At 71.6% G+C, this 25,855-nt stretch carries 25 protein-coding genes; 14 read left to right on the top strand and 11 right to left on the bottom strand.

The features are described from left to right. Positions 1 to 1,128, top strand: a 1,128-nt coding sequence (locus ABD932_RS13670; protein ID WP_345012241.1) for a phosphodiester glycosidase family protein, incomplete at its 5' end; no start/stop codon positions are given. A 9-nt stretch (positions 1,129 to 1,137) separates the two neighbouring features. On the opposite strand, the gene ABD932_RS13665 is transcribed toward ABD932_RS13670, so the two are convergent. The 6 genes from ABD932_RS13665 to ABD932_RS13640 all read right to left on the bottom strand — a co-directional run bounded on the left by ABD932_RS13665 (position 1,138) and on the right by ABD932_RS13640 (position 6,460). Beyond that, positions 1,138 to 1,332 (bottom strand): hypothetical protein, encoded by a 195-nt coding sequence (locus ABD932_RS13665; protein WP_093903922.1) that lies wholly within the window; start codon positions 1,330 to 1,332, stop codon positions 1,138 to 1,140. Between the two features lie 126 nt (positions 1,333 to 1,458). After that, positions 1,459 to 2,322: a phosphatidylinositol-specific phospholipase C/glycerophosphodiester phosphodiesterase family protein gene (locus ABD932_RS13660; protein ID WP_345012236.1), complete on the bottom strand. Its 864-nt coding sequence runs from the start codon at positions 2,320 to 2,322 to the stop codon at positions 1,459 to 1,461. Positions 2,323 to 2,515: 193 nt separating this feature from the next. After that, positions 2,516 to 3,601, bottom strand: coding sequence for an acyl-CoA dehydrogenase family protein (locus ABD932_RS13655; RefSeq protein ID WP_345012234.1), 1,086 nt, complete (start codon positions 3,599 to 3,601; stop codon positions 2,516 to 2,518). Then, positions 3,598 to 4,779, bottom strand: a complete 1,182-nt coding sequence (locus tag ABD932_RS13650; protein ID WP_345012232.1) for an acyl-CoA dehydrogenase family protein — start codon at positions 4,777 to 4,779, stop codon at positions 3,598 to 3,600. Before ABD932_RS13650 ends, ABD932_RS13655 begins: the two co-directional genes overlap by 4 nt. Beyond that, positions 4,776 to 5,753 (bottom strand): NADPH:quinone oxidoreductase family protein, encoded by a 978-nt coding sequence (locus tag ABD932_RS13645; RefSeq protein ID WP_345012230.1) that lies wholly within the window; start codon positions 5,751 to 5,753, stop codon positions 4,776 to 4,778. Before ABD932_RS13645 ends, ABD932_RS13650 begins: the two co-directional genes overlap by 4 nt. A gap of 134 nt (positions 5,754 to 5,887) precedes the next feature. Beyond that, positions 5,888 to 6,460 (bottom strand): helix-turn-helix domain-containing protein, encoded by a 573-nt coding sequence (locus ABD932_RS13640; RefSeq protein WP_345012228.1) that lies wholly within the window; start codon positions 6,458 to 6,460, stop codon positions 5,888 to 5,890. Positions 6,461 to 6,537: 77 nt separating this feature from the next. On the opposite strand from ABD932_RS13640, the gene ABD932_RS13635 reads away from it, so the two are divergent. The 5 genes from ABD932_RS13635 (at position 6,538) to ABD932_RS13615 (ending at position 11,261) form a co-directional block, all read left to right on the top strand. After that, complete coding sequence (locus ABD932_RS13635) at positions 6,538 to 7,467, top strand: NAD(P)/FAD-dependent oxidoreductase (RefSeq protein WP_345012226.1); 930 nt, start codon at positions 6,538 to 6,540, stop codon at positions 7,465 to 7,467. 51 nt (positions 7,468 to 7,518) lie between these two features. Continuing rightward, positions 7,519 to 9,057, top strand: a complete 1,539-nt coding sequence (locus tag ABD932_RS13630; protein ID WP_345012224.1) for an ATP-dependent DNA ligase — start codon at positions 7,519 to 7,521, stop codon at positions 9,055 to 9,057. Beyond that, positions 9,054 to 9,527 carry an NUDIX hydrolase gene (locus ABD932_RS13625; RefSeq protein WP_345012222.1) on the top strand — a complete coding sequence of 158 codons (474 nt, stop codon included), beginning with the start codon at positions 9,054 to 9,056 and terminating at the stop codon, positions 9,525 to 9,527. The genes ABD932_RS13630 and ABD932_RS13625 overlap by 4 nt, the downstream gene beginning before the upstream one ends. A 77-nt stretch (positions 9,528 to 9,604) precedes the next feature. Beyond that, a complete protein-coding gene (locus tag ABD932_RS13620; protein WP_345012220.1) occupies positions 9,605 to 10,999 on the top strand; it encodes an NADP-dependent succinic semialdehyde dehydrogenase in 1,395 nt (464 codons plus the stop codon). A gap of 25 nt (positions 11,000 to 11,024) precedes the next feature. Continuing rightward, positions 11,025 to 11,261 carry a DUF6213 family protein gene (locus tag ABD932_RS13615; protein ID WP_345012218.1) on the top strand — a complete coding sequence of 79 codons (237 nt, stop codon included), beginning with the start codon at positions 11,025 to 11,027 and terminating at the stop codon, positions 11,259 to 11,261. A gap of 4 nt (positions 11,262 to 11,265) precedes the next feature. Here ABD932_RS13615 and ABD932_RS13610 read toward each other — a convergent pair whose 3' ends face one another. Beyond that, entirely contained in the window at positions 11,266 to 11,880 is a 615-nt protein-coding gene (locus ABD932_RS13610; protein WP_345012216.1) for a TenA family protein, read from the bottom strand. A gap of 36 nt (positions 11,881 to 11,916) precedes the next feature. Beyond that, on the bottom strand, positions 11,917 to 13,143 hold the full coding sequence (locus ABD932_RS13605) for an acyl-CoA dehydrogenase family protein (RefSeq protein ID WP_345012214.1): 1,227 nt from the start codon (positions 13,141 to 13,143) through the stop codon (positions 11,917 to 11,919). 170 nt (positions 13,144 to 13,313) lie between these two features. Here ABD932_RS13605 and ABD932_RS13600 point away from each other — a divergent pair, with 170 nt between their 5' ends. Next, positions 13,314 to 13,958, top strand: coding sequence for a TetR/AcrR family transcriptional regulator (locus tag ABD932_RS13600; RefSeq protein ID WP_345012212.1), 645 nt, complete (start codon positions 13,314 to 13,316; stop codon positions 13,956 to 13,958). A 12-nt stretch (positions 13,959 to 13,970) separates the two neighbouring features. Here ABD932_RS13600 and def read toward each other — a convergent pair whose 3' ends face one another. Next, on the bottom strand, positions 13,971 to 14,510 hold the full coding sequence (def, locus tag ABD932_RS13595) for a peptide deformylase (protein WP_345012210.1): 540 nt from the start codon (positions 14,508 to 14,510) through the stop codon (positions 13,971 to 13,973). A 111-nt stretch (positions 14,511 to 14,621) separates the two neighbouring features. Here def and ABD932_RS13590 point away from each other — a divergent pair, with 111 nt between their 5' ends. The 7 genes from ABD932_RS13590 to ABD932_RS13560 all read left to right on the top strand — a co-directional run bounded on the left by ABD932_RS13590 (position 14,622) and on the right by ABD932_RS13560 (position 22,832). After that, positions 14,622 to 15,860: a MurT ligase domain-containing protein gene (locus tag ABD932_RS13590; protein ID WP_250080986.1), complete on the top strand. Its 1,239-nt coding sequence runs from the start codon at positions 14,622 to 14,624 to the stop codon at positions 15,858 to 15,860. A 23-nt stretch (positions 15,861 to 15,883) separates the two neighbouring features. After that, positions 15,884 to 16,615: a type 1 glutamine amidotransferase gene (locus ABD932_RS13585; protein WP_345012206.1), complete on the top strand. Its 732-nt coding sequence runs from the start codon at positions 15,884 to 15,886 to the stop codon at positions 16,613 to 16,615. Between the two features lie 215 nt (positions 16,616 to 16,830). Then, positions 16,831 to 17,856, top strand: coding sequence for a 6-phosphofructokinase (locus ABD932_RS13580; protein ID WP_345012203.1), 1,026 nt, complete (start codon positions 16,831 to 16,833; stop codon positions 17,854 to 17,856). Between the two features lie 203 nt (positions 17,857 to 18,059). After that, on the top strand, positions 18,060 to 19,010 hold the full coding sequence (locus ABD932_RS13575; protein WP_345012201.1) for a cytochrome c oxidase assembly protein: 951 nt from the start codon (positions 18,060 to 18,062) through the stop codon (positions 19,008 to 19,010). A gap of 183 nt (positions 19,011 to 19,193) precedes the next feature. Next, a complete protein-coding gene (locus ABD932_RS13570) occupies positions 19,194 to 20,495 on the top strand; it encodes a DUF6777 domain-containing protein (protein WP_425587457.1) in 1,302 nt (433 codons plus the stop codon). A 39-nt stretch (positions 20,496 to 20,534) separates the two neighbouring features. Beyond that, positions 20,535 to 22,649 carry a serine/threonine-protein kinase gene (locus ABD932_RS13565; RefSeq protein WP_345012196.1) on the top strand — a complete coding sequence of 705 codons (2,115 nt, stop codon included), beginning with the start codon at positions 20,535 to 20,537 and terminating at the stop codon, positions 22,647 to 22,649. Positions 22,650 to 22,661: 12 nt separating this feature from the next. Beyond that, the gene (locus ABD932_RS13560) at positions 22,662 to 22,832 is read left to right on the top strand and encodes a hypothetical protein (RefSeq protein ID WP_345012193.1); all 171 of its coding nucleotides are present in this window, start codon (positions 22,662 to 22,664) and stop codon (positions 22,830 to 22,832) included. A gap of 3 nt (positions 22,833 to 22,835) precedes the next feature. Here ABD932_RS13560 and ABD932_RS13555 read toward each other — a convergent pair whose 3' ends face one another. Together ABD932_RS13555 and ABD932_RS13550 are read right to left on the bottom strand one after the other, a co-directional pair. After that, entirely contained in the window at positions 22,836 to 24,053 is a 1,218-nt protein-coding gene (locus ABD932_RS13555) for a sensor histidine kinase (protein ID WP_345012191.1), read from the bottom strand. An 88-nt stretch (positions 24,054 to 24,141) separates the two neighbouring features. Beyond that, complete coding sequence (locus ABD932_RS13550) at positions 24,142 to 25,854, bottom strand: sodium/solute symporter (RefSeq protein ID WP_345012188.1); 1,713 nt, start codon at positions 25,852 to 25,854, stop codon at positions 24,142 to 24,144. Between the last annotated feature and the right edge of the window lies 1 nt (position 25,855).

The raw sequence follows: 25,855 nt of genomic DNA, 5'->3' as shown, positions 1-25,855 counted from the left end.
GCGCAGCGGGCCACCGAGATCGCGCCGGGCGTGCGGTACGAGGAGTTCGACATCGCGGCGCTGAAGGGCCCGGCACACGCCCACGTGCTCACCGTCGACCTGCGCAATCCTCGGGTACGTCTCGATCTGCTGCACCCCGGGGCGGTGGCGGCGCGGGCCACCGTCTCGCAGCAGGCGACCGCGCAGGGCGCCGTCGCGGGCGTGAACGGCGACTTCTTCAACATCAGCGAGACCCAGCATCCGGGCGTCCAGGCGACCGGCGCGACCGTGGGACCGGCGATCGCGCGCGGGCGGGCACTGAAGGCGGCGGTGCCGGACGGCCAGCGTTTCGGTCCGGCACTGCCGCCCGGCACGAGCACCGAGGACGTGTTCGGGGTGGGCGTCGACCGCCGGGCCCGGCTCGACGACCTGAGCCTCGCCGGCTCGATCCGTACGGCCAAGGGCCGGCTGCCGCTGCGCGGACTCAACCAGTACGCGCTGCCGGTGGGCTCCATCGGGGCGTTCACGGCCAAGTGGGGCAGCGTCTCCCGGGTGCGCGCGACCTGCGGCACGGACACGGACCGGGCGGCGCCGTGCAGCACCGACACCTATGAGGTGACGGTGCGCAAGGGCCGGGTCGTGTCGACCGCAGAGTCCCCCGGCAGCGGGCCGATCGCCCCGGACACGACGGTCCTCGTGGGCCGCGAGGCGGGCGCGCAGAAGCTGCGGAAGCTGGCCGCGGGCGAGCGGGTGAAGGTACGGCACCGGCTGGTGGCGTCGGCGTCCCGGGTCGCGTACCGCTTCGCCCTCGGCGGCTACCCCGTTCTCGACGACGGCCGGCCGCTGCCCGGTCTGGACGCGAGGACAGGGGCCGTGCGCACCGCGGTGGGCATCGCGGACCGGGGACGGCGCATCGTGCTGCTCGCGCTGGACGGCGCACCCCAGTACCGCACCGGTCTGACGATCGCCGAAGTGGCGTCCTTCATGCGGAAGTTGGGCTCGGTGGACGCCTTCAGCCTGGACGGCGGCGGTTCGTCGACACTGGTCGCCCGCGAGCCGGGAGCGGCGACGGTGTCCGTACGGAACCATCCGTCCGACGGGCGGGAACGCCCCGTCCCCAACGGCATCGGAGTCTTCTCGACCCGATGACGGTCAGGGTCATGGTCTGAGGCTGCTGACGATGTCCGCCGTGGCCGTCAGACCGCTGTTGATGGTGGGCGCCATGCTGGTGCTGGCCAGGTAGAAGCCGAGCAGCAGGCACACGATCGCATGGGTGATCTTCAGCCCGCCGTTGCGGACGAAGATCACCGCCAGGACGAACAGCAGCAACACCACAGAGATGGAAATGGCCATCGTCAACCTCCTCCGCCACGCCGCCTCATCCCGGTTCACGGCGTTCGGCCGCAAGTGTGGCGTAGCGGAGGGTTCGTCCGGGCGGCTGACCTGTCCTCCGAACGTGTGGTGTTCCGCGGGAAAGGGCTAGACCGCCCGGTGGGCGTCGAGGAAGGCCTCCAGACCGGCGAGGTCGTCGGTGTTGAGGAAGTCGACGTCGGCGGCGAGCAGTTCGCCCCACAGGGCGTCCCGGGCGGGTCCGGCCACGTCCGGGGTCGCCCAGAAGCGCACCTTCTGCCCGCGTGAGTGGGCCGACCGGACGATGCCGTGCAGCTTCTCCCGCTCGGCGTCCGGGAAGGCGCCCACGCCGCGCCAGGTGAAGTTGAGCGTCCAGTTGTCGCTGATCAGCGGGATGAAGGAGGCGGGCGCGCTGCTGCCGAGGTCGGCGAGGCGGCCGTCGTAGAAGGCCCGGCGGACGGTCTGGGCCTCCATCGGCACACGGGCCGCACGGTCGCCGGAGATCACGGCGGTGACCGGGCCCTGGTACACACGTCCGTGGGCGTACGTCGTGAACAGATGCTTGTAGCGCCGCAGGTGCTTGTCGAGTTCGAGGTACGTCGACGAGCCCTCGGTCTTGATGTCGATGAGGAGCTGGATCGGCCTGCGGTAACCCCGATAAACGGACCCGTGGTTGGCGCGGACGCGGGCGGCCAGCGGGTCGAGGTACAGGGACTCCAGGGTGCGGGCGGGGTCGAGGTCCTCGGGGTCGTGGGCGACGAGGAGCTGGTCGCCCACCAGGTAGATGTCGGCCTCGAGGCTGCCGAAGCGGTGGTCGAGGGCGTCGAGGAGCGGACGCGGGTGCTCGTAGTCGTTGTGGGCGTGCGCCCGCCACAACGGACGCGGGCGGTGCTTGTGTTCACCGGCCAGTGCACGGGTCGCGGGCAGGGCGACCGTCCCGGCGAGGGCGGCGCCGAGGGTCGTGAGGGCTCTGCGACGAGTGGAGAGGGCCATGCTCTGCCTCCCTGACAGGGGCGTTTCGGACGTGGGGAACCGCTGCGAGTATGCGATCCCGAACGCCCAAACAGCAGAGCTGAGCGGCGAGTTGGCCGGACTGCCGTCCTGCGTTCACTTCATCGGTGCAGGGCACACGAAAAAGCCCGCCCCAGGTCGGGCGGGCTTTTCGCGTGGTTCGCTCAGGTGTACGTCAGGGAGCCGCGAGGTCGACGAGTTCGGCCAGTGCCTCGCGGTGGGCGCCCGCCGTGCCGTAGGCGATCGAGTCGGCCTTGGCCCGCTTCAGGTACAGATGCGCCGGGTGCTCCCAGGTCATCCCGAGACCGCCGTGCAACTGCACGGCCTCCTCGGCGGCGTGCACGGCGACGTGCGCCGCGTAGGCCTGGGCGACGGCGACCGCCACCTCGACGTCCTCGCCGGAGGCAAGCGCGTCAGCGGCGTTGCGGGCGGCCGCGCGCAGGTTGACGACCTCCAGCCACAGCTGCGCGAGCCGGTGCTTGAGGGCCTGGAAGCCGCCGACGGGACGGTTGAACTGCTTGCGGTCCTTCAGATAGCGGACCGTCTCGGTCAACGTCCAGTCGGCGAGCCCGAGCTGCTCGGAGGCGAGCAGCCCGGCACCGGCGCGCAGGGCGCGGCGCACGGCGGGCTCGGCGTCCCCCAGCAGACGGCCGGGCGCCCCGTCCAGGCTGACCTTCGCCACCGGCCGGGTCAGGTCCAGGGACGCCTGCGGGGTGACGGTCACGGCGCCGGCGTCCACGGCGTACAGACCGCCGTCGTCCGCCGGCACGAGCAGCACGTCGGCGGCGGACGCGTCCGCGATGCCGGTCAACTCCCCGTGCAGGGCGCCGTCTTGATGCCGTACGACCTTGTGGGCGCCGCCTGGGGCGACGTTCAGGGCGACGGCGAGGGCACCGATCTTCCGCCCCGACGCCAGCTCGGCGAGCAGGCCCCCGTCGGTCTCGCAGCCGAGCAGTGCCTCGGTGGCCACGACCGCGCTGGTCAGGTACGGCACCGGAGCGACCGCGCGCCCCAACTCCTCCAGTACGACGGCGACTTCGCGGTGCGTGGCACCCTGGCCGCCCTGCGCCTCCGGGACCAGGAGCCCGGCGAGGCCCATGCCGTCGGCGAGCGCCTTCCAGGCAGCCAGGTCGTGCGGGGCGTCCGACTCGGTGCGGGCGATGACGCCGGGCGCGTCGCAGTGGTCGGCGAGCAGGTCCCGTACGGCGGCCCGCAGCGCCTCTTCCTCCTCGGAGTACAGCAGGTCGGGCTGTGTGCTCATCGGGCGAGGTCCTTCCAGGCGACGTCCTTGTCGGTGCGCGGCTCGGACGGCAGGCCCAGGACGCGCTCGGCGACGATGTTCAGCAGGACCTCGCTGGTCCCGCCCTCGATGCTGTTCCCCTTGGAGCGGAGGTAGCGGTAGCCGGCGTCGCGGCCGACGAAGTCCACCAGCTCCGGGCGCCGCATGGTCCAGTCGTCGTACAACAGGCCTTCCTCGCCCCGGAGTTCGACCTCGAGGCCGCTGATCTCCTGGTTGAGGCGGGCGAAGGCGAGCTTCATGCCGGCGCCCTCGGGGCCGGGCTGGCCCGCGACGAGCTGCTGGCGCAGCCGCTCCGCGGTGAGGCGGGAGACCTCGGACTCCACCCACATCTTCAGCAGCCGCTGGTGCAGGTCGTGGGTGCGCAGCTCGGGCCGCTCGCGCCAGGTCTTCGCCACGGGGCCGATCATGCCGCCCTCGCGGGGCAGCCGCATACCGCCGATGGCGACGCGCTCGTTGTTCAGCGTGGTCTGCGCGACCTTCCAGCCGGCGCCGATCTCGCCGAGGCGCCGCGCGTCCGGGACGCGGACGTCGGTCAGGAAGACCTCGTTGAACTCGGCCTCGCCGGTGATCTGGCGCAGCGGCCTGACCTCGACGCCGGGGTCGGTCATGTCGCACAGGAAGTACGTGATGCCCGCGTGCTTGGGCACGTCCGGGTCGGTGCGGGCGATGAGGATGGCCCAGCGGGCGACGTGCGCGCTGGACGTCCACACCTTCTGCCCGTTGACGACCCAGTCGTCGCCCTCCCGGACGGCCCGCGTACCGAGCGCCGCGAGGTCGGATCCGGCGCCGGGCTCGCTGAAGAGCTGGCACCAGACCTCCTCACCGGTCCACAGGGGCCGCAGGAACCGCTGCTTCTGCTCCTCGGTGCCGTACTTGAGGATCGTCGGCGCGGCCATGCCCAGCCCGATGCCGATACGGCGCGGGTCGTTGTCCGGGGCGCCCGCGGCCTCCAGCTCGGCGTCCACGACGACCTGGAGGGAGCGGGGCGCACCGAGTCCGCCGAGCCCTTCGGGGTAGTGCACCCATGCGAGCCCCGCGTCGAAACGGGCGCGCAGGAAGTCCAGGCGGTCGGTGGTGGCCGGCGGGTGGGCGGCCAGCAACTCCGCCGTGCGGCGGCGCAGTTCGGCGGCGTCGGTCATGCCGCTCCTCCTTCGGTGAGTCCGGGGATCACGGCGACGCGCCCCGTGGTGACGCCGTCGGCGACCCGTTGTACGGCGGCAGCGGCCCCGCCCAGCGGGACGCGCTCGCTCACCAGCGGCTTGATCGCACCCCGCGCGGCCAGCTCGGTGAGCTGCTCGTGGCAGTGCTGGATCAGCTTCGGGTTCTTGGTGTTGTACAGGCCCCAGTGCAGACCGAGGATCGAGTAGTTCTTCACCAGGGCGTGGTTGAGCGCCGGGCTGGGGATCGACCCGCTCGCGAAGCCGACGACCACGATGCGGCCCTCGAAGGCGACGACCTTGGCGGACTGGGTGTAGGCCTCGCCGCCGACGGGGTCGTAGATGACATCGGCGCCCCGGCCACCGGTGGCCTCCTTGACGGCGCCGATGACGTCCTCGGAGCGCCGGTCGACGACGACGTCACAGCCCAGCTCCCGGGCCACGGCCGCCTTGTCCGCGCCGCCCACGACACCGATGACCCTCGCCCCGGCCGCCTTCCCGAGCTGCACGGCCGCGCTGCCGACCCCTCCTGCGGCAGCGTGGACCAGCAGCGTCTCGCCGGCTTCAAGACCGGCCCGCCGGTGCAGCCCGAACCAGCCGGTCTGGTAGCCGATGTGCAGGGCGGCGGCCTCGGCGTCGTCCAGCGCGTCGGGCGCGGGCAGGACGGCGGCCGCGTCCGCGACGGTGTACTCGGCGAAACCGCCGTACGGCAGCGCGGGGTTGGCGAGGACGCGGCGCCCGTCCTCGGTCTCGCCGCAGATCTCCACGCCGGGCGTGAAGGGCAGCGGCGGCCGGACCTGGTAGTGGCCCCGGCACAGCAGCGCGTCCGGGAAGTTGATGTTCGCGGCACGCACCTTCAGCAGGACCTGGCCGTCACCGGGCGTGGGCGTCTCGACGTCCGCGAGGCGCATCACCTCGCCCGGCTCGCCGTTCTCGTGCACTTGCCATGCCTGCATGCGGGGCCTCCACGGGACTGCTTCGTCTGACCGGGGTCGGTTCGCATACTAAGCGGTCGCTTGCCATTCAGGGAACAGGTCGCCGCGGAACAGTAGCGGGTGTCACGAGCGGCGTGCGTCGCGACCGGCGTACGTCACGACCGCCGGGGCTTCGCCCGTACGTGCATCCGCTCCCCCTGCGGCCCGAACAGGCTCAGGAACTCCGCCGGCCCCTCCCCCGTCGACCCGAACCAGTGCGGCACCCGCGTGTCGAACTCCGCCGCCTCTCCGGCCGTCAGCACCACGTCGTGTTCGCCCAGCACGACCCGCAGCCGCCCGGACAGCACGTACAACCACTCGTAGCCCTCATGGGTGCGCGGCTCGGGCTCTTCCGTGCCCTGCGGCACCAGCACCTTGAAGGCCTGGAGGCCACCGGGCTGCCGGGTGAGCGGCCAGTAGGTGCGCCCGTGCCGCTCGAGGGGCTTGGCCCGCACCCGCGGATCCCCCACCGGCGGCGTCCCGACCAGCTCGTCCAGCGGCACCTGGTGGGCCTGCGCGATCGGCAGCAACAGCTCCAGGCTGGGCTTGCGCAGGCCGGACTCCAGCCGGGAGAGCGTGCTGACCGAGATGCCGGTCGCCTCGGACAGCGACGCGAGAGTCACCTCCCGCTCCTTCCGCATCTGCCGCAGCCTGGGGCCCACGCCCGCGAGAACGTCGTCGGTAGTCATACGCGTATTGCAGGTTCGGCAAACTTGTTTGTCAATGCCGCACCCCGCGCGGCACGGTCGAGGTGGAGGTGGTCACCATGACCGGAACGTACGAAGTGATCGTCATCGGCGGTGGCGCGGCGGGCCTGTCCGCGGCGCTGGTCCTGGGCCGCGCGCGGCGGCGCACGCTGGTGATCGACGCGGGCGAACCACGCAACGCGCCGGCCGCCCATATGCAGGGATATCTGTCCCGGGACGGCATGCCGCCCGCCGAGTTCCTGGCCGTCGGGCGCGAGGAGATCGCGCGGTACGGCGTCGAGCTGGTCCGGGACCGGGCGGTGGACGTCACACGTGGCAAGGACTTCGCGGTCGCGCTGGCGAGTGGACGGCATGTGCACGCCCGCCGGATCGTCATCGCCACCGGCCTCAAGGACGAGCTGCCGGAGGTCCCCGGCGTCGCCGAGCGCTTCGGCAAGGACGTCCTGCACTGCCCTTACTGCCACGGCTGGGAGGTCCGCGACCGGGCCTTCGGCGTGCTGGCGACCACGTCGATGAGCGTGCACCAGGCGCTCATGGTGTCGCAGTGGTCGAAGGACGTGGCCTTCTTCCTGCACGAGGTCGCCGAGTCGGATCTCTCGGACGACGACCTGCGCAGGCTCGCGGCGGCCGGGGTGAAGGTGGTGCCCGGCGCGGTGGCGGAGCTGGTGACCGAGGACGACCGGCTCACGGGCGTGCGCCTGGCGGACGGCACGGTGCACGCGCGCGAGGTCGTGTTCACCGCGCCGCGCGCCGTCCCGCAGACGGATCTGCTGGAGCGCCTGGGCGCCGAGCTGACCGAGACCCCGTTCGGCGCGTACCCGGTGGTCGACGGGACCGGCCTGACGACGGTCCCCGGTGTCTGGGCGGTCGGCAACGCCATGGGCTTCGCCGAGCAGGTCGTGAACGCGGCTGCGGGCGGTTACCGGGCGGGGGCATTCATCAACGGGGAGCTGCTGATGAACGACCTCGACGCGGCCGTGCCGGCATAGAGCCGCGTCCGTCCGGGTGTAAAGCGCCCTCCTCCGTTGCAGGATGGCTGCATGCTGCTGACCCGGCTGGCCCGTGTGTCCCAGGAGGTCGCCGCGACCTCGGCGCGCTCCCGGAAGATCGCTCTGCTGGCGGAGCTGTTCCGGGACGCCGAGGCGGACGACGTGCCGATCGTCATCCCGTATCTGGCGGGACGGCTCCCGCAGGGGCGGCTCGGCATCGGCTGGAAGGTGCTGAGCCGCCCCGTCGCTCCGGCCGCCGAACCGACCCTGACCGTGCGCGAGGTCGACGCCCGGCTGACCGAGCTCGGCAAGGTGTCCGGCACCGGCTCGCAGGCCGAACGCGCCCGCCTCGTCGGTGAGTTGATGGGGGCGGCCACGCAGGACGAGCAGCGGTTCCTGTTCGGGCTGATCACCGGCGAGGTACGGCAGGGCGCGCTGGACGCGGTGGCGGTGGAGGGTCTGGCGCAGGCGACCGAGGCACCGTCGGCGGAGGTACGCCGGGCGGTGATGCTCGCCGGGTCGCTCCAGACGGTGGCCGAGGCCCTGCTCGCCGACGGCCCCGCCGCCCTCGCCCGCTTCCGGCTCACCGTCGGCCGCCCGGTCCTGCCGATGCTGGCGCACACCGCCTCCTCGGTGGCCGAGGCGGTCGACAAACTGGGTTCCTGCGTGGTCGAGGAGAAGCTGGACGGCATCCGCGTCCAGGTCCACCGCGAGGGCGACACGGTACGGCTCTACACCCGCACCCTCGACGACATCACCGACCGCCTGCCCGAACTGACCGCCGCCGCACTGGAGTTGAGGGGCGGCCGCTTCATCCTGGACGGCGAGGTGATCGCCTTCGACGACGCGGGCCGCCCCCGTTCGTTCCAGGAGACCGCGGGCCGCGTCGGCTCCCGCGTGGACGTGACGGCGGCGGCGCGGGAGGTCCCCGTCTCCCCCGTCTTCTTCGACGCCCTGTCCGTCGACGACCACGACCTGCTCGACCTGCCCTTCACCGAGCGGCACGCGGAGCTCGCCCGGCTGGTCCCCGAACCGATGCGGGTGCGCCGTGCGCGGGTGTCCGGGCCGGAGGACCTGCCGCGGGCCGAGGACTTCCTCGCCGAGACCCTGCGGCGCGGCCACGAGGGCGTGGTCGTCAAGGCCCTCGACGCTCCCTACAGCGCGGGCCGGCGCGGCGCCTCCTGGCTGAAGGTCAAACCCGTCCACACCCTCGACCTGGTGGTGCTGGCCGCCGAGTGGGGCCACGGCCGCAGGACCGGCAAGCTGTCCAACCTGCACCTCGGGGCGCGCACGGCGGACGGTGGTTTCGCCATGCTCGGCAAGACCTTCAAGGGCATGACCGACGCGATGCTGACCTGGCAGACCGAACGGCTCCAGGAACTCGCCGTGGAAAGCGGCGAGTGGGTGGTGACCGTACGCCCCGAACTCGTCGTCGAGATCGCCTACGACGGTCTGCAGCGCTCCACCCGCTACCCGGCCGGCGTGACCCTGCGCTTCGCCCGCGTGGTCCGCTACCGCGAGGACAAACGGCCGGAGGACGCCGATACGGTCGAGACCCTGCTCGCCACCCACCCGGAGGTGAAGCCGTGACACCGTCCAGGGAGCGGCGCAGCGCGGGCCTGCTGCTCTTCCGCCACACCGATGGCGGCATGGAGGTGTTGCTCGGCCATATGGGCGGCCCGTTCTTCGCCAAGCGGGACGCCGGGGCGTGGACGGTCCCGAAGGGCGAGTACGAACCCGACGAGCCGGCCTGGGACGCGGCCCGCCGTGAGTTCCAGGAGGAGCTGGGGCTGGCGCCGCCGGACGGGGAGGCCGTACCCCTCGGCGAGGTCAAGCAGGCCGGCGGCAAGATCGTCACGGTGTGGGCGGTCGAGGCCGACCTCGACCCGGCGACGGTCGTCCCCGGCACGTTCGTCATGGAGTGGCCGCCGCGCTCGGGCCGGACGCAGGAGTTCCCGGAGCTGGACCGGGTGGAGTGGCTGGGCGTCGAGCGGGCGCGCGAGGTGATCGTCAAGGCCCAGGCCGCGTTTCTCGACCGGCTGGCGGAGCACTCGGCCTGAGCGGCCGTACACGCGTTGCGGTACCCACCGCCGCGCGGGAAGGTCGAAGTATAAGTCCGCTCCCAGGAGGTTCAGGGATGCCCATCGCAACGGTGAACCCGGCCAACGGCGAGACGCTCAAGACGTACGAGGCCATGGGTGCCGAGGAGATCGAGCGCAGGCTCCAGCTCGCCGAGGCCACGTTCCGTACGTACCGGACGACGAGCTTCGTCGACCGCGGTCGCCTGCTGCTCCAGGCCGCGAATCTCCTGGAAGAGGACCAGCAGGACGTCGCCCGGATGATGACCACCGAGATGGGCAAGCCCGTCAAGCAGGCCCGCGCGGAGGCCGCCAAGTGCGTCAAGGCGATGCGCTGGTACGCCGAGCGCGCGGAGGAACTGCTCGCCGACGAGGAGCCGCCCGACTCCGACGTGAAGGACTCGAACGCGTCCCGCGTGCGGGTGCGCTACCGCCCGCTCGGGCCGATCCTCGCGGTGATGCCGTGGAACTTCCCCCTCTGGCAGGTCGTCCGCTTCGCGGCCCCGGCACTGATGGCGGGCAACGTCGGCCTGCTGAAGCACGCCTCGAACGTCCCCCAGACCGCCCTCTACATCGAGGACCTGTTCCACCGCGCGGGCTACACCGAGGGCTGCTTCCAGACCCTGCTCATCGGCTCCGGCCAGGTCGACGAGGTGCTGCGCGACGAGCGGGTCAGGGCGGCCACCCTCACCGGCAGCGAGCCCGCGGGCCGCGCGGTCGCCTCCACCGCCGGGGAGATGATCAAGAAGACGGTGCTGGAGCTGGGCGGCAGCGACCCGTACGTCGTCATGCCCTCGGCCGACCTCGACCGCGCCGCGCAGGTCGCGGTGACCGCGCGGGTGCAGAACACCGGGCAGTCGTGCATCGCCGCCAAGCGGTTCATCGTGCACACGGACGTCTACGACGCCTTCGCCGAGCGGTTCGTCGAGGGCATGAAGGCGCTGGTGGTCGGCGACCCGATGCTGGAGGAGACGGACGTCGGCCCGCTGTCGAGCGAGAAGGGGCGGGCCGATCTGGAGGAACTCGTCGACGACGCCCGGCGCAGCGGAGCGGACGTGCTGTGCGGCGGCCACCAGTTCCGCCGGCCCGAGCTGCCGGGCTGGTACTACGCGCCCACCGTCATCGCCGGCATCACCCGTGAGATGCGGATCCACCGGGAGGAGGCGTTCGGCCCGGTCGCCACGCTGTACCGGGCGGGCGACCTGGACGAGGCGGTGCTCATCGCCAACGACTCGCCCTTCGGGCTCAGTTCGAACGTGTGGACGCGGGACGAGGCCGAGGTCGACCGTTTCGTACGGGATCTGGAGGCCGGGAGTGTCTTCGTCAACGGGATGACGGCGTCCCATCCGGCGTTCCCGTTCGGCGGAGTGAAGCGGTCCGGATACGGGCGTGAGCTGTCCGGGCACGGAATCCGCGAGTTCTGCAACATCACCACTGTTTGGCACGGTGCGTGAGCGCCGCGCGACTACGATCCCGGGTGTGAACCGCGAAGTTACTCTGCCGCTGATCGTCGACGACCGCGGGACCCTGCAGGTGGCTGCCGTCGATGTGAGCAAGCTGCTGCGTACCGTGGGTGCTCGGTGGCTGCACCTTGTCGAGGCCGGGGAGGACGGGCTCGACGAGGACACGGTCGCCGCGTTGACCATTGAGCTGGCGAAGCTCGCGGATCGTATCGACGTGGCGTGCATCGCGCACAGCAGCGGGGGTGCGCCGTAGGGGTTCAGGAAGCCGATCCGTGCAGCGTTGACCAGAACATCTCCTCGTAGGACTGGAGCAGCCGGCCGTACTGGTGTGCGCGTGCCTCGTCCAGTCGCCCGGCGTCCCGGCCCGCCCGGAGCGCTTCCGTCGCCTTCCGGTCCAGCTCCGGGGACGGTTCCGCGAAGAAGTCGAAGAAGGCGCAGGCCTCGTCCGGGAAGCCGTAGTGGCGTCGCAGGCCCTCGGCGATCGTCGCGCAATAGCCGCCCCAGGTGGAGAAGTTGACCGTGAGCGCCAGGACCGCTTCGGCCGGTGCGGCGTTCAGGGCCAGCCAGGCCACGTACGCGGGGTAGGCCTGGCAGCCCGGGAGGGGCTCGTAGGCCGCCGCCCGCCCCTCGCTCACGCCGCACGCCGCCGCGAAGCCACCCAGCCGCTCCGCCGCCAGCGCCTCACCCTCGGCCAGCAGGGTGAAGAAGGCGGCGGACTCGGGGGCGTCGGGGGTGGCGCGTTGGGCCAGATGGAGGAAGGCCCGACGGTCGGCGGGGATCACGCGGCTCTGTTCCAGGGCGAGGGCGGCGAGGGTGGTGGTGCGGTCGGCTTCGCCACGGGCGATCAGCGGCACGAGGGGGTTGTCCGTCATCGACGTCCTCCATCACATCGGCAACCCCTACGGCGCTTACCGAATCGGCATACCCGACAACGTACGGGCGATCACCAGCCGCTGGATCTCACTCGTCCCCTCGAAGATCGTGTAAATAGCGCTGTCCCGGTGCATCCGCTCCACCGGGTACTCCCGCGTGTAGCCGTTTCCACCCAGGATCTGTATCGCCTGAGCCGTCACCTTCTTGGCCGTCTCGCTCGCGAACAGCTTCGACATCGACCCCTCGGCCGCCGTGAACGGCTTGCCGTTGATCGCCATCCAGGACGCCCGCCACACCAGCAGCCGCGCCGCGTCGATCTGCGTCGCCATCTCGGCCAGCTGGAACGCCACACCCTGGTTGTCGATGATGGGCCGCCCGAACTGCTCACGCGTCATCGCGTAGTCGAGGGCGACTTCGTACGCGGCACGGGCCGTGCCGACGGCCATCGCGCCGACGGCGGGCCGGGACGCCTCGAACGTGGCCATCGCGGCGTTCTTGACGCGCTCGCCGCCCGCCTTGGCCCGCTCACGGGCCCGCGCCAGCCGCTCGTCCAGCTTCTGCTTGCCGCCCAGCAGGCAGGAGCCCGGCACGCGCACGTTGTCCAGGATGACCTCGGCGGTGTGCGAGGCACGGATGCCGTGCTTCTTGAACTTCTGGCCCTGGGCCAGGCCCGGCGTGTTCGGCGGGACGATGAAGGACGCGTGGCCCTTGGAGCCCAGCTCCGGGTCGACGACCGCGACGACCACGTGGACGTTGGCGATACCGCCGTTGGTCGCCCAGGTCTTCGTGCCGTTGATCACCCACTCGTCCTTGGCCTCGTCGTACACGGCACGCGTACGCATCGAGGCCACGTCCGACCCGGCGTCGGGCTCGGAGGAGCAGAACGCGGCGAGCTTGACATCGTTGGCGTCGCCGTACATCTGCGGCACCCAGGTGCCGATCTGCTCCTCGGTGCCGTTGGCCAGCACACCGACGGCCGCGAGACCGGTGCCGACGATCGACAGGGCGATGCCCGCGTCACCCCAGAACAGCTCCTCCATCGCCATGGGGATGCCGAGGCCGGTCGGGTCGAAGTACTGCTGGGCGTAAAAGTCGAGCGAGTAGATCCCGACCTTCGCGGCCTCCTGGATGACCGGCCAGGGAGTCTCCTCACGCTCGTCCCATTCGGCGGCCGCGGGGCGGATCACATCGGCGGCGAAGCCGTGCAGCCAGTCCCGGACCTCCTTCTGTTCGTCGTTGAGCTCCATGGTGAACTCGGCCATGTCCCCTCCAGCGGCGGTACGTGCGTGTTACTAGCGGTAACCCTAGTTTGTTACTCACTGGTAGGTAAAGTCAACTCCCGATGCCTCATCGACAGCCCATTCGATGGAAAGGGCATGCTGAGTGTTAGTTTGCGCAGGCGTCACCGATTCAGCACGGGTGGGGAGAGCACATGGACACCACGCAGCGGACCGATCAGCAACGGTCCGCCGACCGCCGTCGGCGCGAGCTGCTGGAGGCCGCCGACAGGGTGGTGCTGCGCGACGGCCCACAGGCCTCCATGAACGCGATCGCGGCGGAGGCCGGCATCACCAAGCCGATTCTGTATCGGCACTTCGGCGACAAGGGCGGACTTTACGCGGCGTTGGCCAAGCGGCACACCGACGCGCTGCTGGATTCACTGAGAGCGGCGTTGGATGCCCCTGCGGACCGGCGTGAGCGGGTCGAGGCCACGTTGGACACGTACCTCGCGGCGATCGAGGCTCGGCCCCAGGTGTATCGGTTCCTGATGCATCCGGCGGAGGGGGGCCAGGTCGGGGACCAGGGGTTCGACGTCGGCAAGCACTCCGCTCCCCTGCTGCGGCGTATGGGCGAGGAGCTGGCCACCGTCATCGAGGAGCGGTTGGATCTCGGGCCGGGGAGTCAGCAGCTCGCGCGGGTGTGGGGGCACGGGATCGTCGGGATGATGCATGCCGCCGGGGATTGGTGGCTCGGCGAACGGCCGTGTTCGCGGGCGGAGTTGGTGCGCAGTCTGGCCGACCTTCTGTGGGGGCGGCTTGCGGCCGCCGGGGACAAGATGGGCGGTCCGGGGTTCTGAGGGACGTCCCCCTCACCGGCGCCAGGAAGCTCGTGCCACTTGACGCATCAAGCGTCTGTGGCGCCAGCCCGTCACACGGTCCGCGTACACCCTGCCGTCCAAGTGGTCGCACTCGTGCTGCAGGCACCGCGCGAAGAACCCCGTGCCGTGGACCGTCACCGGCTCCCCCGTCATCGTGAAGCCCTCGACCACCGCATGGTCGTACCGCTCCGTCCCCGCCTCCAGACCCGGCAGGGACAGACATCCCTCCGGCCCGCGGATCACCACCCCGTCCGCCTCCACCAGCCGGGGATTCACCACGTGCCCGAGATGACGCACATCCTCGTCGTCCGGGCAGTCGAACACGAACACCCGGAGGGACTCCCCCACCTGGTTCGCGGCCAGGCCCACGCCCTGCGCCGCGTACATCGTGGCGAACAAGTCCTCCACGAGTGCCGCGAGTTCCGGGCCGAAGTCGGTCACCTCGTCGCAGGGCTCGCGCAGCAGCGGGGAGCCGTGCAGGGTGAGAGGCCGGACGCGCCCGTTGGTGCCCGGAATGGAGCCATTACGCATGGCCGCAAGGGTACGGCGATTCGGGAGTGCGAATGGATCTCGATAGGCTGACCACCACCACGTTGCCGTAGGGCAGAGGCGCGGCGCGTACGCAAGGAGGATCGAGAACTGATGGCAGGCAACTCGGACCCGCTCACGCCGCGGGCCAAGCTCGCTGTGACCGCGGGCAAGGCGGTCGCGGCGGCATCGCGCGCCGCGGGACGCGGCAGCGGTTCGGTGATCGGCGGCCGGGTGGCGCTCAAACTCGACCCCGACCTTCTCGCGCGGCTCGCGCAGAACCTGGACGTGGTCCTCGTCTCGGCGACCAACGGCAAGACCACCACGACCCGGCTCATCGCGGAGGCCCTGCGGGCCGCCGGCCCGGTCGTGTCCAACGCGCTCGGCGCCAACATGCCGGCCGGCATCACCTCGGCGCTCGCGGGCAGCTCGGAGTCGCGGTACGGCGTCATCGAGGTCGACGAGAAGTACCTCGCCGGGGTCGCGCGGGACACCGACCCCAAGTGCATCGCACTGCTCAACCTCTCCCGCGACCAGCTGGACCGCGCCGCCGAGACCCGGATGCTCGCCGAGAACTGGCGCGAGGGGCTCGCGGGTTCGAAGGCCGTGATCGTGGCCAACGCCGACGACCCGCTGGTCGTGTGGGCGGCTTCGTCCTCCCCCAATGTGATCTGGGTCGCCGCCGGGCAGATGTGGAAGGACGACGCCTGGTCCTGCCCGTCCTGCGGTGGTGTGATGCAGCGGCCGGGAGACGACTGGTTCTGCGGCGAGTGCGGGTTCCGGCGGCCCACGCCCAGCTGGGCGCTGTCCGGTGACCACGTCCTCGACCCGCACGGGTCCGCCTGGCCCATTCATCTGCAGCTGCCCGGGCGCGCCAACAAGGCCAACGCCGCGTCCTCGGCCGCCGTGGCCGCCGTGTTCGGCGTGCCGCCGCAGGTCGCCCTGGAGCGCATGTACCAGGTGCAGGCCGTCGCCGGGCGGTACGACGTCGTGCAGTTCCAGGAGCGGGATCTGCGGCTGCTGCTCGCCAAGAACCCGGCCGGCTGGCTCGAGACGTTCTCCCTCATCGACCCGCCGCCGACCCCGGTGATCCTCTCCGTGAACGCGCGCGGCGCCGACGGCACGGACACCTCCTGGCTCTGGGACGTCGACTACACGCGCCTGACCGGGCACCCGATCTGTGTCATCGGCGACCGCAAGCTGGACCTCGCGGTGCGCCTGGAGGTCGCGAACCAGCAGTTCCAGGTCTGCGAGAACCTCGACCAGGCCGTGCAGGCGTGCCCGCCGGGCCGGATCGAGGTCATCGCCAACTACACCGCGTTCCAGGACCTGCGCCGCCGGGTCGGCAACTGAGCACGAGATTTCAGGGGACTTAAGTGAGCGACAACCAACTGCGGGTCGTCTGGATCTACCCGGACCTCCTCAGCACCTACGGCGACCAGGGCAACGTCCTCGTCGTGGAGCGCCGGGCGCGGCAGCGCGGCCTCGACGTGGCCCGCCTCGACGTGCGCAGCGACCAGCCGATCCCGACCTCCGGCGACATCTATCTGATCGGCGGCGGCGAGGACCGTCCGCAGCGGCTGGCGGCGGAGCGGCTGCGCCGTGACGGCGGTCTGACCCGGGCCGTCGAGAACGGCGCCATCGTGTTCTCGGTCTGCGCGGGGTATCAGATCCTCGGGCACGAGTTCATCAACGACCTGGGTCAGCGTGAGCCAGGCCTCGGGCTGATCGACGTGGTGTCCGTGCGGGGTGAGGGTGCGCGGTGCGTCGGTGACGTGCTCGGCGACATCGACCCGCGCCTGGGGCTGCCGCCGCTGACCGGCTTCGAGAACCACCAGGGCGTCACCCACCTCGGCCCGACCGCCCGTCCCTTCGCCCAGGTCCGCCAGGGCAACGGCAACGGCACGGGCGACGGCACGGAGGGGGCGTACAACGACACCGTCTTCGGTACGTACATGCACGGCCCGGTGCTCGCGCGGAACCCGCTGATCGCCGACCTGCTGCTGAAGCTCGCGCTCGACGTCAACGCGCTGCCGCCGACCGACGACCGCTGGTACGAGGCGCTGCGCGCCGAGCGCATCGCGGCCGCGCAGCAGCAGCCCGCCTGAACACGGTGACGCGGCGGGCTGCCTGACGGTTGGTACATCTGCCTTCCAGGCTGCCGTAACCAGCCCGTCTGACGGCCCATCCGCACAGGTGAGCGGGGTCGTCCAGCAGGCGGACGCAGGGTTCGGCCCCGCCCCCCGATGCCGCTAGGGTGGCGGGGATTCGAGCCGGACAGCGTGGTCCGGTCCCGGCCCACGTTGAGAAGGTTTTTCGGGCTATGCGCATTGGTGTCCTCACGTCCGGCGGCGACTGCCCCGGCCTGAACGCCGTCATCCGGTCCGTCGTGCACCGCGCCGTCGTCGACCACGGCGACGAGGTCATCGGCTTCCGGGACGGCTGGAAGGGCCTCCTGGAGTGCGACTACCTCAAGCTCGACCTCGACGCGGTGGGCGGCATCCTGGCCCGCGGCGGCACGATCCTCGGTTCCTCCCGGGTCCAGCCCTCCCATCTGCGGGACGGCGTGGAGCGGGCCAAGGGCCATGTCGAGGAGCTCGGCCTCGACGCGATCATCCCGATCGGCGGCGAGGGCACGCTGAAGGCCGCCCGGCTGATGTCGGACAGCGGCCTGCCCGTCGTGGGCGTGCCGAAGACCATCGACAACGACATCGCCGTCACCGACGTCACCTTCGGCTTCGACACGGCGGTGACCGTGGCGACCGAGGCGCTGGACCGGCTCAAGACCACCGCCGAGTCGCACCAGCGGGTGCTGGTCGTCGAGGTCATGGGGCGGCACACCGGCTGGATCGCGCTGCACTCCGGCATGGCGGCCGGCGCGCACGCCATCGTCGTGCCGGAACGGCCCTTCGACATCGAGGAGTTGACCAGGGTCGTCGGCGAGCGGTTCGAGGCCGGTAAGCGGTTCGCGATCGTCGTCGCGGCGGAGGGGGCCAAGCCGCGGGCCGGGACCATGGCGTTCGACGAGGGCGGCAAGGACATCTACGGGCACGAGCGGTTCGCCGGGATCGCGCGGCAGCTGTCGATCGAGCTGGAGGAGCGGCTCGGCAAGGAGGCGCGGCCGGTGATTCTGGGGCATGTGCAGCGGGGTGGTACGCCCACCGCGTACGACCGGGTGCTGGCGACGCGGTTCGGGTGGCATGCGGTGGAGGCGGTGCACCGGGGGGAGTTCGGTCACATGACGGCGCTCCAGGGGACCGACATCGTGATGGTGCCGCTCGCGGAGGCCGTGGAGACGTTGAAGACGGTTCCGGCCGACCGGTACGACGAGGCTGAGTGCGTGCTTTAGGGGCTTCGCCGTAGGAGGCCTTGTCCCGTTGCCGGGTGCGGGTGCGTTGTGGCTTGTCGCGCCCGCGCGGCGGAGCCGCATATCGATACGGCCCCGCGCCCCTGAGGGTGCTGCAGCCGCCCCCGGTCGAAGGTTCGGCCGGGGGCAGTTCTAGTCTGGGTGCGGACAGACAGCACAACCCCCCACGAATCAGGAGCCGGCGGATGGATCACAGCGGGCACGGCATGATCATGGATTTGCCGCCGTTCACGCTGGGGCGGGGGCTTCAGTGGTCCGCCGACCCGTTCTTTCTCGTCGCCTGCCTGGTCGGGCTCGCGCTGTACGGGTGGGGGGTCGTGCGGCTGCGGCGGCGTGGGGACTCCTGGCCCGTGGGGCGGACGGTGTCGTACGTCGTCGGTGTGCTGTCCGTGATGCTGATGATGTGCACCGCGCTCAACGACTACGGCATGGTCATGTTCAGTGTGCACATGGTGCAGCACATGGTGATCAGCATGCTGTCGCCGATCCTCATCCTGCTCGGTGCTCCGGTCACGCTGGCGCTGCGCGCGCTGCCTCCGGCGGGGCGCGGGCGCAAGGGGCCGCGGGAGTTGTTGCTGGCTCTGCTGCACAGCCGGTACATGCGGATCATCACGCATCCGGCGTTCACCATCCCGCTGTTCATCGCCAGTCTCTACGCGCTGTACTTCACGCCGCTGTTCGACTTCCTGATGGGCTCCAAGACGGGGCACATCGCGATGATGGTGCACTTCCTCGCGGTGGGCGTCGTGTTCTTCTGGCCGATCATCGGTGTGGATCCCGGACCGCATCGGCCCGGGTATCTGATGCGGATGCTGGAACTGTTCGCCGGTATGCCGTTCCACGCGTTCTTCGGTATCGCGCTGATGATGGCGTCGGAGCCGATGGTCGAGACGTTCAAGAACCCGCCCGCCTCGCTCGGCATCGAGGCCCTCGCCGACCAGAACGTGGCCGGCGGTATCGCCTGGGCGTTCAGCGAGATCCCGTCCGTGCTGGTGCTGATCGCGCTGTTGTTCCAGTGGTACCGCTCGGAGCAGCGCCAGGCCCGGCGCAAGGACCGGGCCGCCGATCGGGACGGCGACAAGGAACTCGAGGCGTACAACGCCTATTTGGCCTCATTGAACGCACGCGGAAACTGAGGAAACCGAAAGGCTTCGCCTTTCAGTAGCATGAAGCGCGTCGGGGGAACCGCACCGGGGGGAGCGGTAATGGCGCTTCGTGTGTTCGTACGCAGGGCCGGGAAATCGGCGATTCGGAAGATCGCCGTCCTTGTGGTGTTCGTTCTGGCGCTCAGTGGATGCGATCGGGACACACCGTTGTTCGTGGTGAGGGCCGTCGCCTCGGGAGTTCCGTCGCTGGCGCCCTTCTTCGACGAGAGCCAGGGGCTGGGCCGGGACCAGCAGGTCAGGGCGCAGACGGCGCCCGGCGGTCTGCAGCAGGGCGACACTCCTGGCCTGTACGGGGGGTCGAAGCAGCCGACCATCTGTGACGTCGAACGGCTCAGGGAGTTTCTCACCGATCCCGCCAATGAGCGGAAGGCACAGGCGTGGGCAACCGCGCTCTCGATCACCACGGCCGAGATTCCCGGTTATCTCGATCGCCTCACACCCGTTCTCCTGCGTCACGACACTCTCGTGAAGAATCACGACTACAAGAAGGAAAAGGCCGTCCCCTTCAACGCGTTGCTGCAGACGGGAATCGCGATTCTCGTCGATGCGGAAGGCCTTCCCGCCGTGAAGTGCTCGTGCGGAAATCCGCTGCGGCCCTTCGAGGGTGACACGACCCGGATAAAGGTCGAGTTCGACGACCGCAACGAGGAGTGGAAGGGGTACGAGAAGGCGTCCGTCGTCGCCGTGCGGCCCGCCACGCGGACAGTGGAGCGGCTCGCGCTCGTCGACGTGGAGGAGCCGGAGCGGGGCATCAACCGTCCCGTCGGCACGACGGGCAAGGACGACACGACGTTCGACACGCGTGAGCGGCGCGCGGTGCCCAACCTGGCCGGGGCGACGTTCGGGCAGGCGAGCCGGACGCTGGCCGACAAGGGGCTGGCGGTCGCCTTCGAGGGCGGGGGGCTGCCGCCGGACGGCGCCGAGGTCACGGCGTCGGATCCGCCGGCCGGGACCGAGCTGCGGTTCGGGGAGTACGTGACGCTGAGCGTGGCCGGGGGGACCTCGGAGGGCTCGTCCGACGGGACGTCCACTCCGCCGGGGACGTCCCAGTCGACGCCGGGTCCGTCGGACTCGAAGCCGTCGACGTCCCCGCCGTCCACCTCGACCCCGCCGCCCTCGTCCTCCGGCTCCGGAAGCGCCGGTCCCAGCAGCTCCGGGCCCACCAGCCCCGGTCCCACGAGCGCGCCGCCGTCCTCCTCCGCACCGCCCACCTCCGACCGGCCGCCCAGCTCCGCCCCACCCCCCTCGACCAAGGACCCCACCACCAGCTCGCCACCCCCACCCACGACCGGCGCACCCCCACCGACCACCGGCTCGCCCCCGACCAGCGCCCCGGTCACCAGCAGCGAGCCGCCGCCCGGGACCAGTGCGCCCGCCACCACCGAACCGGCGACCGACCCGCCGTCCACCGGCGCACCCTCGCCCGGCGCGCCCACCGCGAGCACGACCGTCTAGCGACCACGCAGCGCCCCCGCAGAACCCGGGAGACACCGGATGCCTTCAGGATCACCGACGTCGGGAGTGGGCCGGGTCATCGCCGGCCGTTATCTGCTGCTGAACCGGCTCGGCAGCGGCGGGATGGGCCATGTCTGGCTCGCCCACGACCGCAGACTCGCCTGTGAGGTCGCGCTCAAGGAGATCGTGTTCCGGGACCCGGCCGAGGCCGACGAGCGTGAGGCCCGGGTGGCCCGTGCCCGGGCCGAGGCCCGGCACGCGGCGGGGCTGCGCGGGCATCCGCATGTGGTGACCGTGCACGACGTGCTGGAGCACGAGGGGCTGCCGTGGATCGTCATGGAGTACGTGGCAGGTGCCGTCAACCTGCGTGACCTGGTCGACCAGCGCGGTCCTCTGGCGCCCGCGGAGTGCGCCCGCATCGGGGTCGCCGTGCTCGACGCGCTGACCGCGGGGCACGAGCGGGGCGTCATGCACCGGGACGTGAAACCGGCGAACATCCTGCTCGCGCCGGACCGCTCCGGGGCGCCGTACGGCCGGGTGCTGCTCGCCGACTACGGCATCTCGGTGCAGCCGGACGCCGGGGAGACGCGGTACACGCTGGCGTCGGTGCTGGTGGGTACGGCGGGCTATCTGGCGCCGGAGCGGGTCACGGGCGGGGCGCCGACGCCGGCCACCGATCTGTTCTCGCTGGGGTGCACGCTGTACTACGGCGTCGAGGGACGGGGTCCCTTCGACCGGGAGTCGCACCTCGCGGAACTCACCGCGGTGGTCATGGAGGACCCCCGGGCGGCCGCGCGGGCCGGTGCGCTGGGGCCCGTCCTGCGGGCGCTGCTGGAGAAGGATCCGGCACGGCGGATTCCGGCCGCGGAGGCGGAGGCGGCGCTGTCGCGGATCGTCACACCGGAGGTCGACGCGTACGCGCGGACGCAGACCGACCTCGGTTCGCAGCCGCACTGGGGCGGGGCGGCACCGCCACCGGGACCCGCGCCCGACGCCGCGGCGGGGTTCGGCCCCCGGCCCGCGACCGACCGGCCCGACGCCACGTCGTTCGGCCACCCGCCCGCGACCACCCGGCCCAGCGCCGCAGGCTTCAGCCCCCTGTCCCCAACCGACCACCCCAACGCCGCCGGCTTCAGCCCTCCGCCCGGGTCCGACCGGCTCGGCACCGCGTCGGGCTTCAGTCCTCCGTCCGGGCCGTCCGGGCCGTCCGGACAGTCCGGGCAGAGCTGGAGCTCCGTAGCGGAGCAGCCCGGCCGCCCGCACGGCTTCGGTGTGCCGTCCGGCGAGCCCGGTGTGCCGCAGGGCTTCGGCCCGGGGCCCGGCGGGCGGCGTCGTACCCGCCCCCGCATCCTCCACGCGGTTCTCGCCGGACTCCTCGGGCTGGCGCTCGCGGGGGCCGGTGTCTGGTACGCCATGGCCCAGCCGGAGGGCACCGACGGGACGGCGCGGCCGTACGGCGACACCGTCGGACTCCGCGATCCGCTGAAGAGCGGCGACTGCGTGCTCGCCGACTGGCCCGGCGCGGCCGCCTTCCAGGGCACGCCCCGGCTGAGTCTGGATCCCAGTTGCGGGGAGAAGGCGCCCGACGGTCAGGTGATGGCGTTCGTCGCGGCCGCGTCCGCCGCCGAGGCGCGTGAGGAGGGGCCGGCCGCGTGCGAGGAGCGGACCGAGGAGATCCGCGGGAGGCTCGCGGACGTCCGCGGCTTCGCCGTCGTACCGACCGAGGCGGGGTTCGAGGCGGCCGGGCGGCGCACCGCCTGCCTGGTGCTGGGCGCGAACGGGCCGGTGTACGGGCCGCTGGGCGAGCATCGGAAGACCGGGGCGGCCTTCGCCGACACGGCGACCATGCAGCGGCGCGACTGTCTGGATGTCCGCTCGCACCGGGACGCCCGGCTGGCCTCCTGCGACCGGCCGCACGACGAGCAGGTGCTCGGGTTCACCCGACTGGGTGCCGACGTCACGCTGACCGAGGCGCGCACCGAGTCGGACACGGCGTGCGCCCGGGAGGTGCCGCCGCGCGAGTACGGCTTCGATCCGTCCGTGTACACGGCGGGCTCCTGGACGAGCCAGGGGTCCTGGAAGACGGGCACTCATTTCGTCGTCTGCACTGTTCGGAAGCAGAACGGGGGCACCATGGAGGGGGACGAACCTTAGGAGGGTGTTGCGATGCCCGGTTCTGCGGACGGTTCTACGAAGGCGATGGGGGTGGTCACCGTCGGTGGGCTCGTCGTGGTGACGGCCTACACGGTGGCGCTCGGGAGCAATGGCTGGCTGTGGTTCGGGTGGGTGGTGCTGGGGCTGATCACGCTGGGGCTGGTAGTCAGCCGCGGCACCTGAGCCTCACTCCCGGGTGAGTCGCCCGGCGGAGTGCACGCCCGGCTGGTACTTCGGCAGCCGGGCGGTGATCTTCATGCCCGCGCCCACGGCGGTCTCGATGACGAGGCCGTAGTTGTCGCCGTACACCTGACGGAGCCGGTCGTCGACGTTGGACAGCCCGATGCCGCCCGAGGGGCTGACCTCGCCGGCGAGGATGCGGCGCAGCACGGCGGGGTCCATGCCGGCGCCGTCGTCCTCGATGACGACGAGGGCCTCGGCGCCGGCGTCCTGTGCGGTGATGCTGATGTGGCTCTTGCCCGCGGTGGACCCGGCCTTGCCCTCCAGGCCGTGCTTGACGGCGTTCTCGACGAGCGGCTGCAGGCAGAGGAAGGGCAGTGCGACCGGGAGCACCTCGGGGGCGATCTGGAGGGTCACGGAGAGGCGGTCGCCGAAGCGTGCCCGGACGAGTGCCAAGTAGTGGTCGATGGCGTGGAGTTCGTCGGCGAGGGTGGTGAAGTCGCCGTGCCTGCGGAAGGAGTAGCGGGTGAAGTCGGCGAACTCCAGGAGCAGTTCGCGGGCACGTTCGGGGTCGGTGCGGACGAAGCTGGCGATCACCGCGAGCGAGTTGAAGATGAAGTGCGGGGAGATCTGGGCGCGCAGGGCCTTGATCTCGGCCTCGATCAGGCGGGTGCGGGACTGGTCGAGGTCGGCCAGCTCCAACTGCACGGAGACCCAGCGGGCCACCTCGCCGGCCGCCCGCACGAGCACCGCCGACTCGCGGGGAGCGCAGGCGACGAGCGCGCCGTGGACCCGGTCGTCGACGGTGAGCGGGGCGACCACCGCCCAGCGCACGGGGCAGTCGGGGGTCTCACAGGTGAGCGGGAAGGCTTCGCCGCGGCCCGACTCCAGGGGACCGGCGAGGAGTTCCATGATCTCCGTACGGTGATGGCCGCCCACCCCGTCCCAGACCAGGACGTCCTTCTCGTCCGTCAGGCACAACGCGTCGGTGCCCAGCAGTGAGCGCAGCCTGCGGGCCGACTTGCGGGCGGTCTCCTCGGTGAGGCCGGCGCGCAGCGGGGGTGCGGCGAGGGAAGCGGTGTGCAGGGTCTCGAAGGTGGCGTGCTCGACGGGGGTGCCGAGGCCGCCGAGGGTCTGGGGGCGGGCGGTGCGCCGGCCGAGCCAGAAGCCGGCGGCGAGCAGCGGGAGGATCGCCACGCACAGGCCCGCGATGAATCCGCTCATGACGTCACCGCCACCCGATGTCCGGCACCGAGCCCGCTGAGTCCGCCGAGTCCGCCACCGCCACCCGACGTCCGGCACTGCGTCCCGCTCATGCCTTCACCTCCGCCCGCAGCTCCTCCGGCAGATGGAACCGCGCCAGGATCGCCGCCGTCCCGGGCGGCACCCGGCCCGGCGTGGCCAGGGACACCAGCACCATGGTGAGGAAGCCCAGCGGCACCGACCAGAGCGCGGGCCAGGCGAGCAGCGCGTGCAGGGTGCCGGAGCCCGGGAAGCCCGCCATGGTCGCCGCGACGGCGAGCAGCGCCGAGCCGCCGCCGACCAGCATCCCGGCGGCCGCGCCGGGCGGGGTCAGCCGGCGCCACCAGATGCCGAGAACGAGCAGCGGGCAGAAGGAGGACGCCGACACGGCGAAGGCGAGGCCCACCGCGTCGGCGACCGGCAGCCCGCCGACCAGGACGCTCGCGGCGAGCGGGACGGCCATGGCGAGGACCGTGCCGAGCCGGAAGTGCCGTACGCCGCGCGACGGGAGCACGTCCTGGGTGAGGACGCCCGCGACGGCCATGGTCAGGCCCGAGGCCGTGGACAGGAACGCGGCGAAGGCACCCCCGGCGACCAGCGCGCCGAGCAGGTCGCCGCCCAGGCCGCCGATCATGCGGTCGGGCAGGAGGAGTACGGCGGCGTCCGCGTCGCCGGTGAGGGTGAGTTCGGGGGCGTAGAGGCGGCCGAGGGCGCCGTAGACCGGCGGCAGCAGGTAGAAGGCGCCGATCAGGCCGAGCACGGCGACGGTGGTGCGGCGGGCGGCGACGCCGTGCGGGCTGGTGTAGAAGCGGACGACGACGTGCGGCAGGCCCATGGTGCCGAGGAAGGTGGCCAGGATCAGTCCGTACGTGGCGTACAGCGGGCGTTCGCCGCGGCTCTCGGCCTGCGAGGGTGACAGGCTGCCGCCCGCTCGGTGGTCGGGTTCGGGGACCTCGGCGCCCTTGGCGAAGGTCAGGCGGGCGCCGCCGTCGATGCGGTGCGTGCCGGCGGGGAGCCGGAGCTGCTTGTCCTCGTGGTCACGGCCGTCGATCGTGCCGCTGACCGTGACCGTCAGGGGCCGGTCGAGCTTCAGGTCGAGGGTGCCGTCGACGCGGACGACGCTCTGTTCACGGAAGGTGGCCGGTTCGTCGAAGGCGCGGCGAGGGGCGTCGTCGCCCTGCCAGGCGAGGATCAGGAAGAGGGCGGGGACGAGCAGGGCGGTGAGTTTGAGCCAATACTGGAAGGCCTGCACGAAGGTGATGCTGCGCATGCCGCCCGCGGCGACGATGGCGACCACGACGACGGCGACGATCAGCCCGCCGAGCGAGTCGGGCGCCCCGGTCAGCACGGTCAACGTCAGTCCGGCGCCCTGGAGTTGGGGCAGCAGATACAGCCAGCCGGTGCCGACGACGAAGGCGCCCGCGAGCCGCCGTACGGCTTGGGAGGAGAGACGGGCCTCGGCGAAGTCGGGGAGGGTGTAGGCGCCGGAGCGGCGCAGCGGGGCGGCGACGAACAGCAGCAGGACGAGGTATCCGGCGGTGTAGCCGACCGGGTACCAGAGCATGTCCGGGCCCTGGACGAGGACCAGGCCCGCGATGCCGAGGAAGGAGGCGGCGGAGAGGTACTCGCCGCTGATCGCGGCCGCGTTGAGGCGGGGGCCGACGGTGCGGGAGGCGACGTAGAAGTCGGAGGTGGTGCGGGAGATACGCAGGCCGAAGGCGCCGACCAGGATGGTCGCCAGGACGACCAGGGCAACGGCGGGGACGGCGTAGCTGGAGTTCACG

This window comes from Streptomyces shaanxiensis (assembly GCF_039537145.1).
Taxonomy (GTDB): Bacteria; Actinomycetota; Actinomycetes; order Streptomycetales; family Streptomycetaceae; genus Streptomyces; species Streptomyces shaanxiensis.
This window is presented reverse-complemented; position numbering and strand designations above follow the sequence as displayed.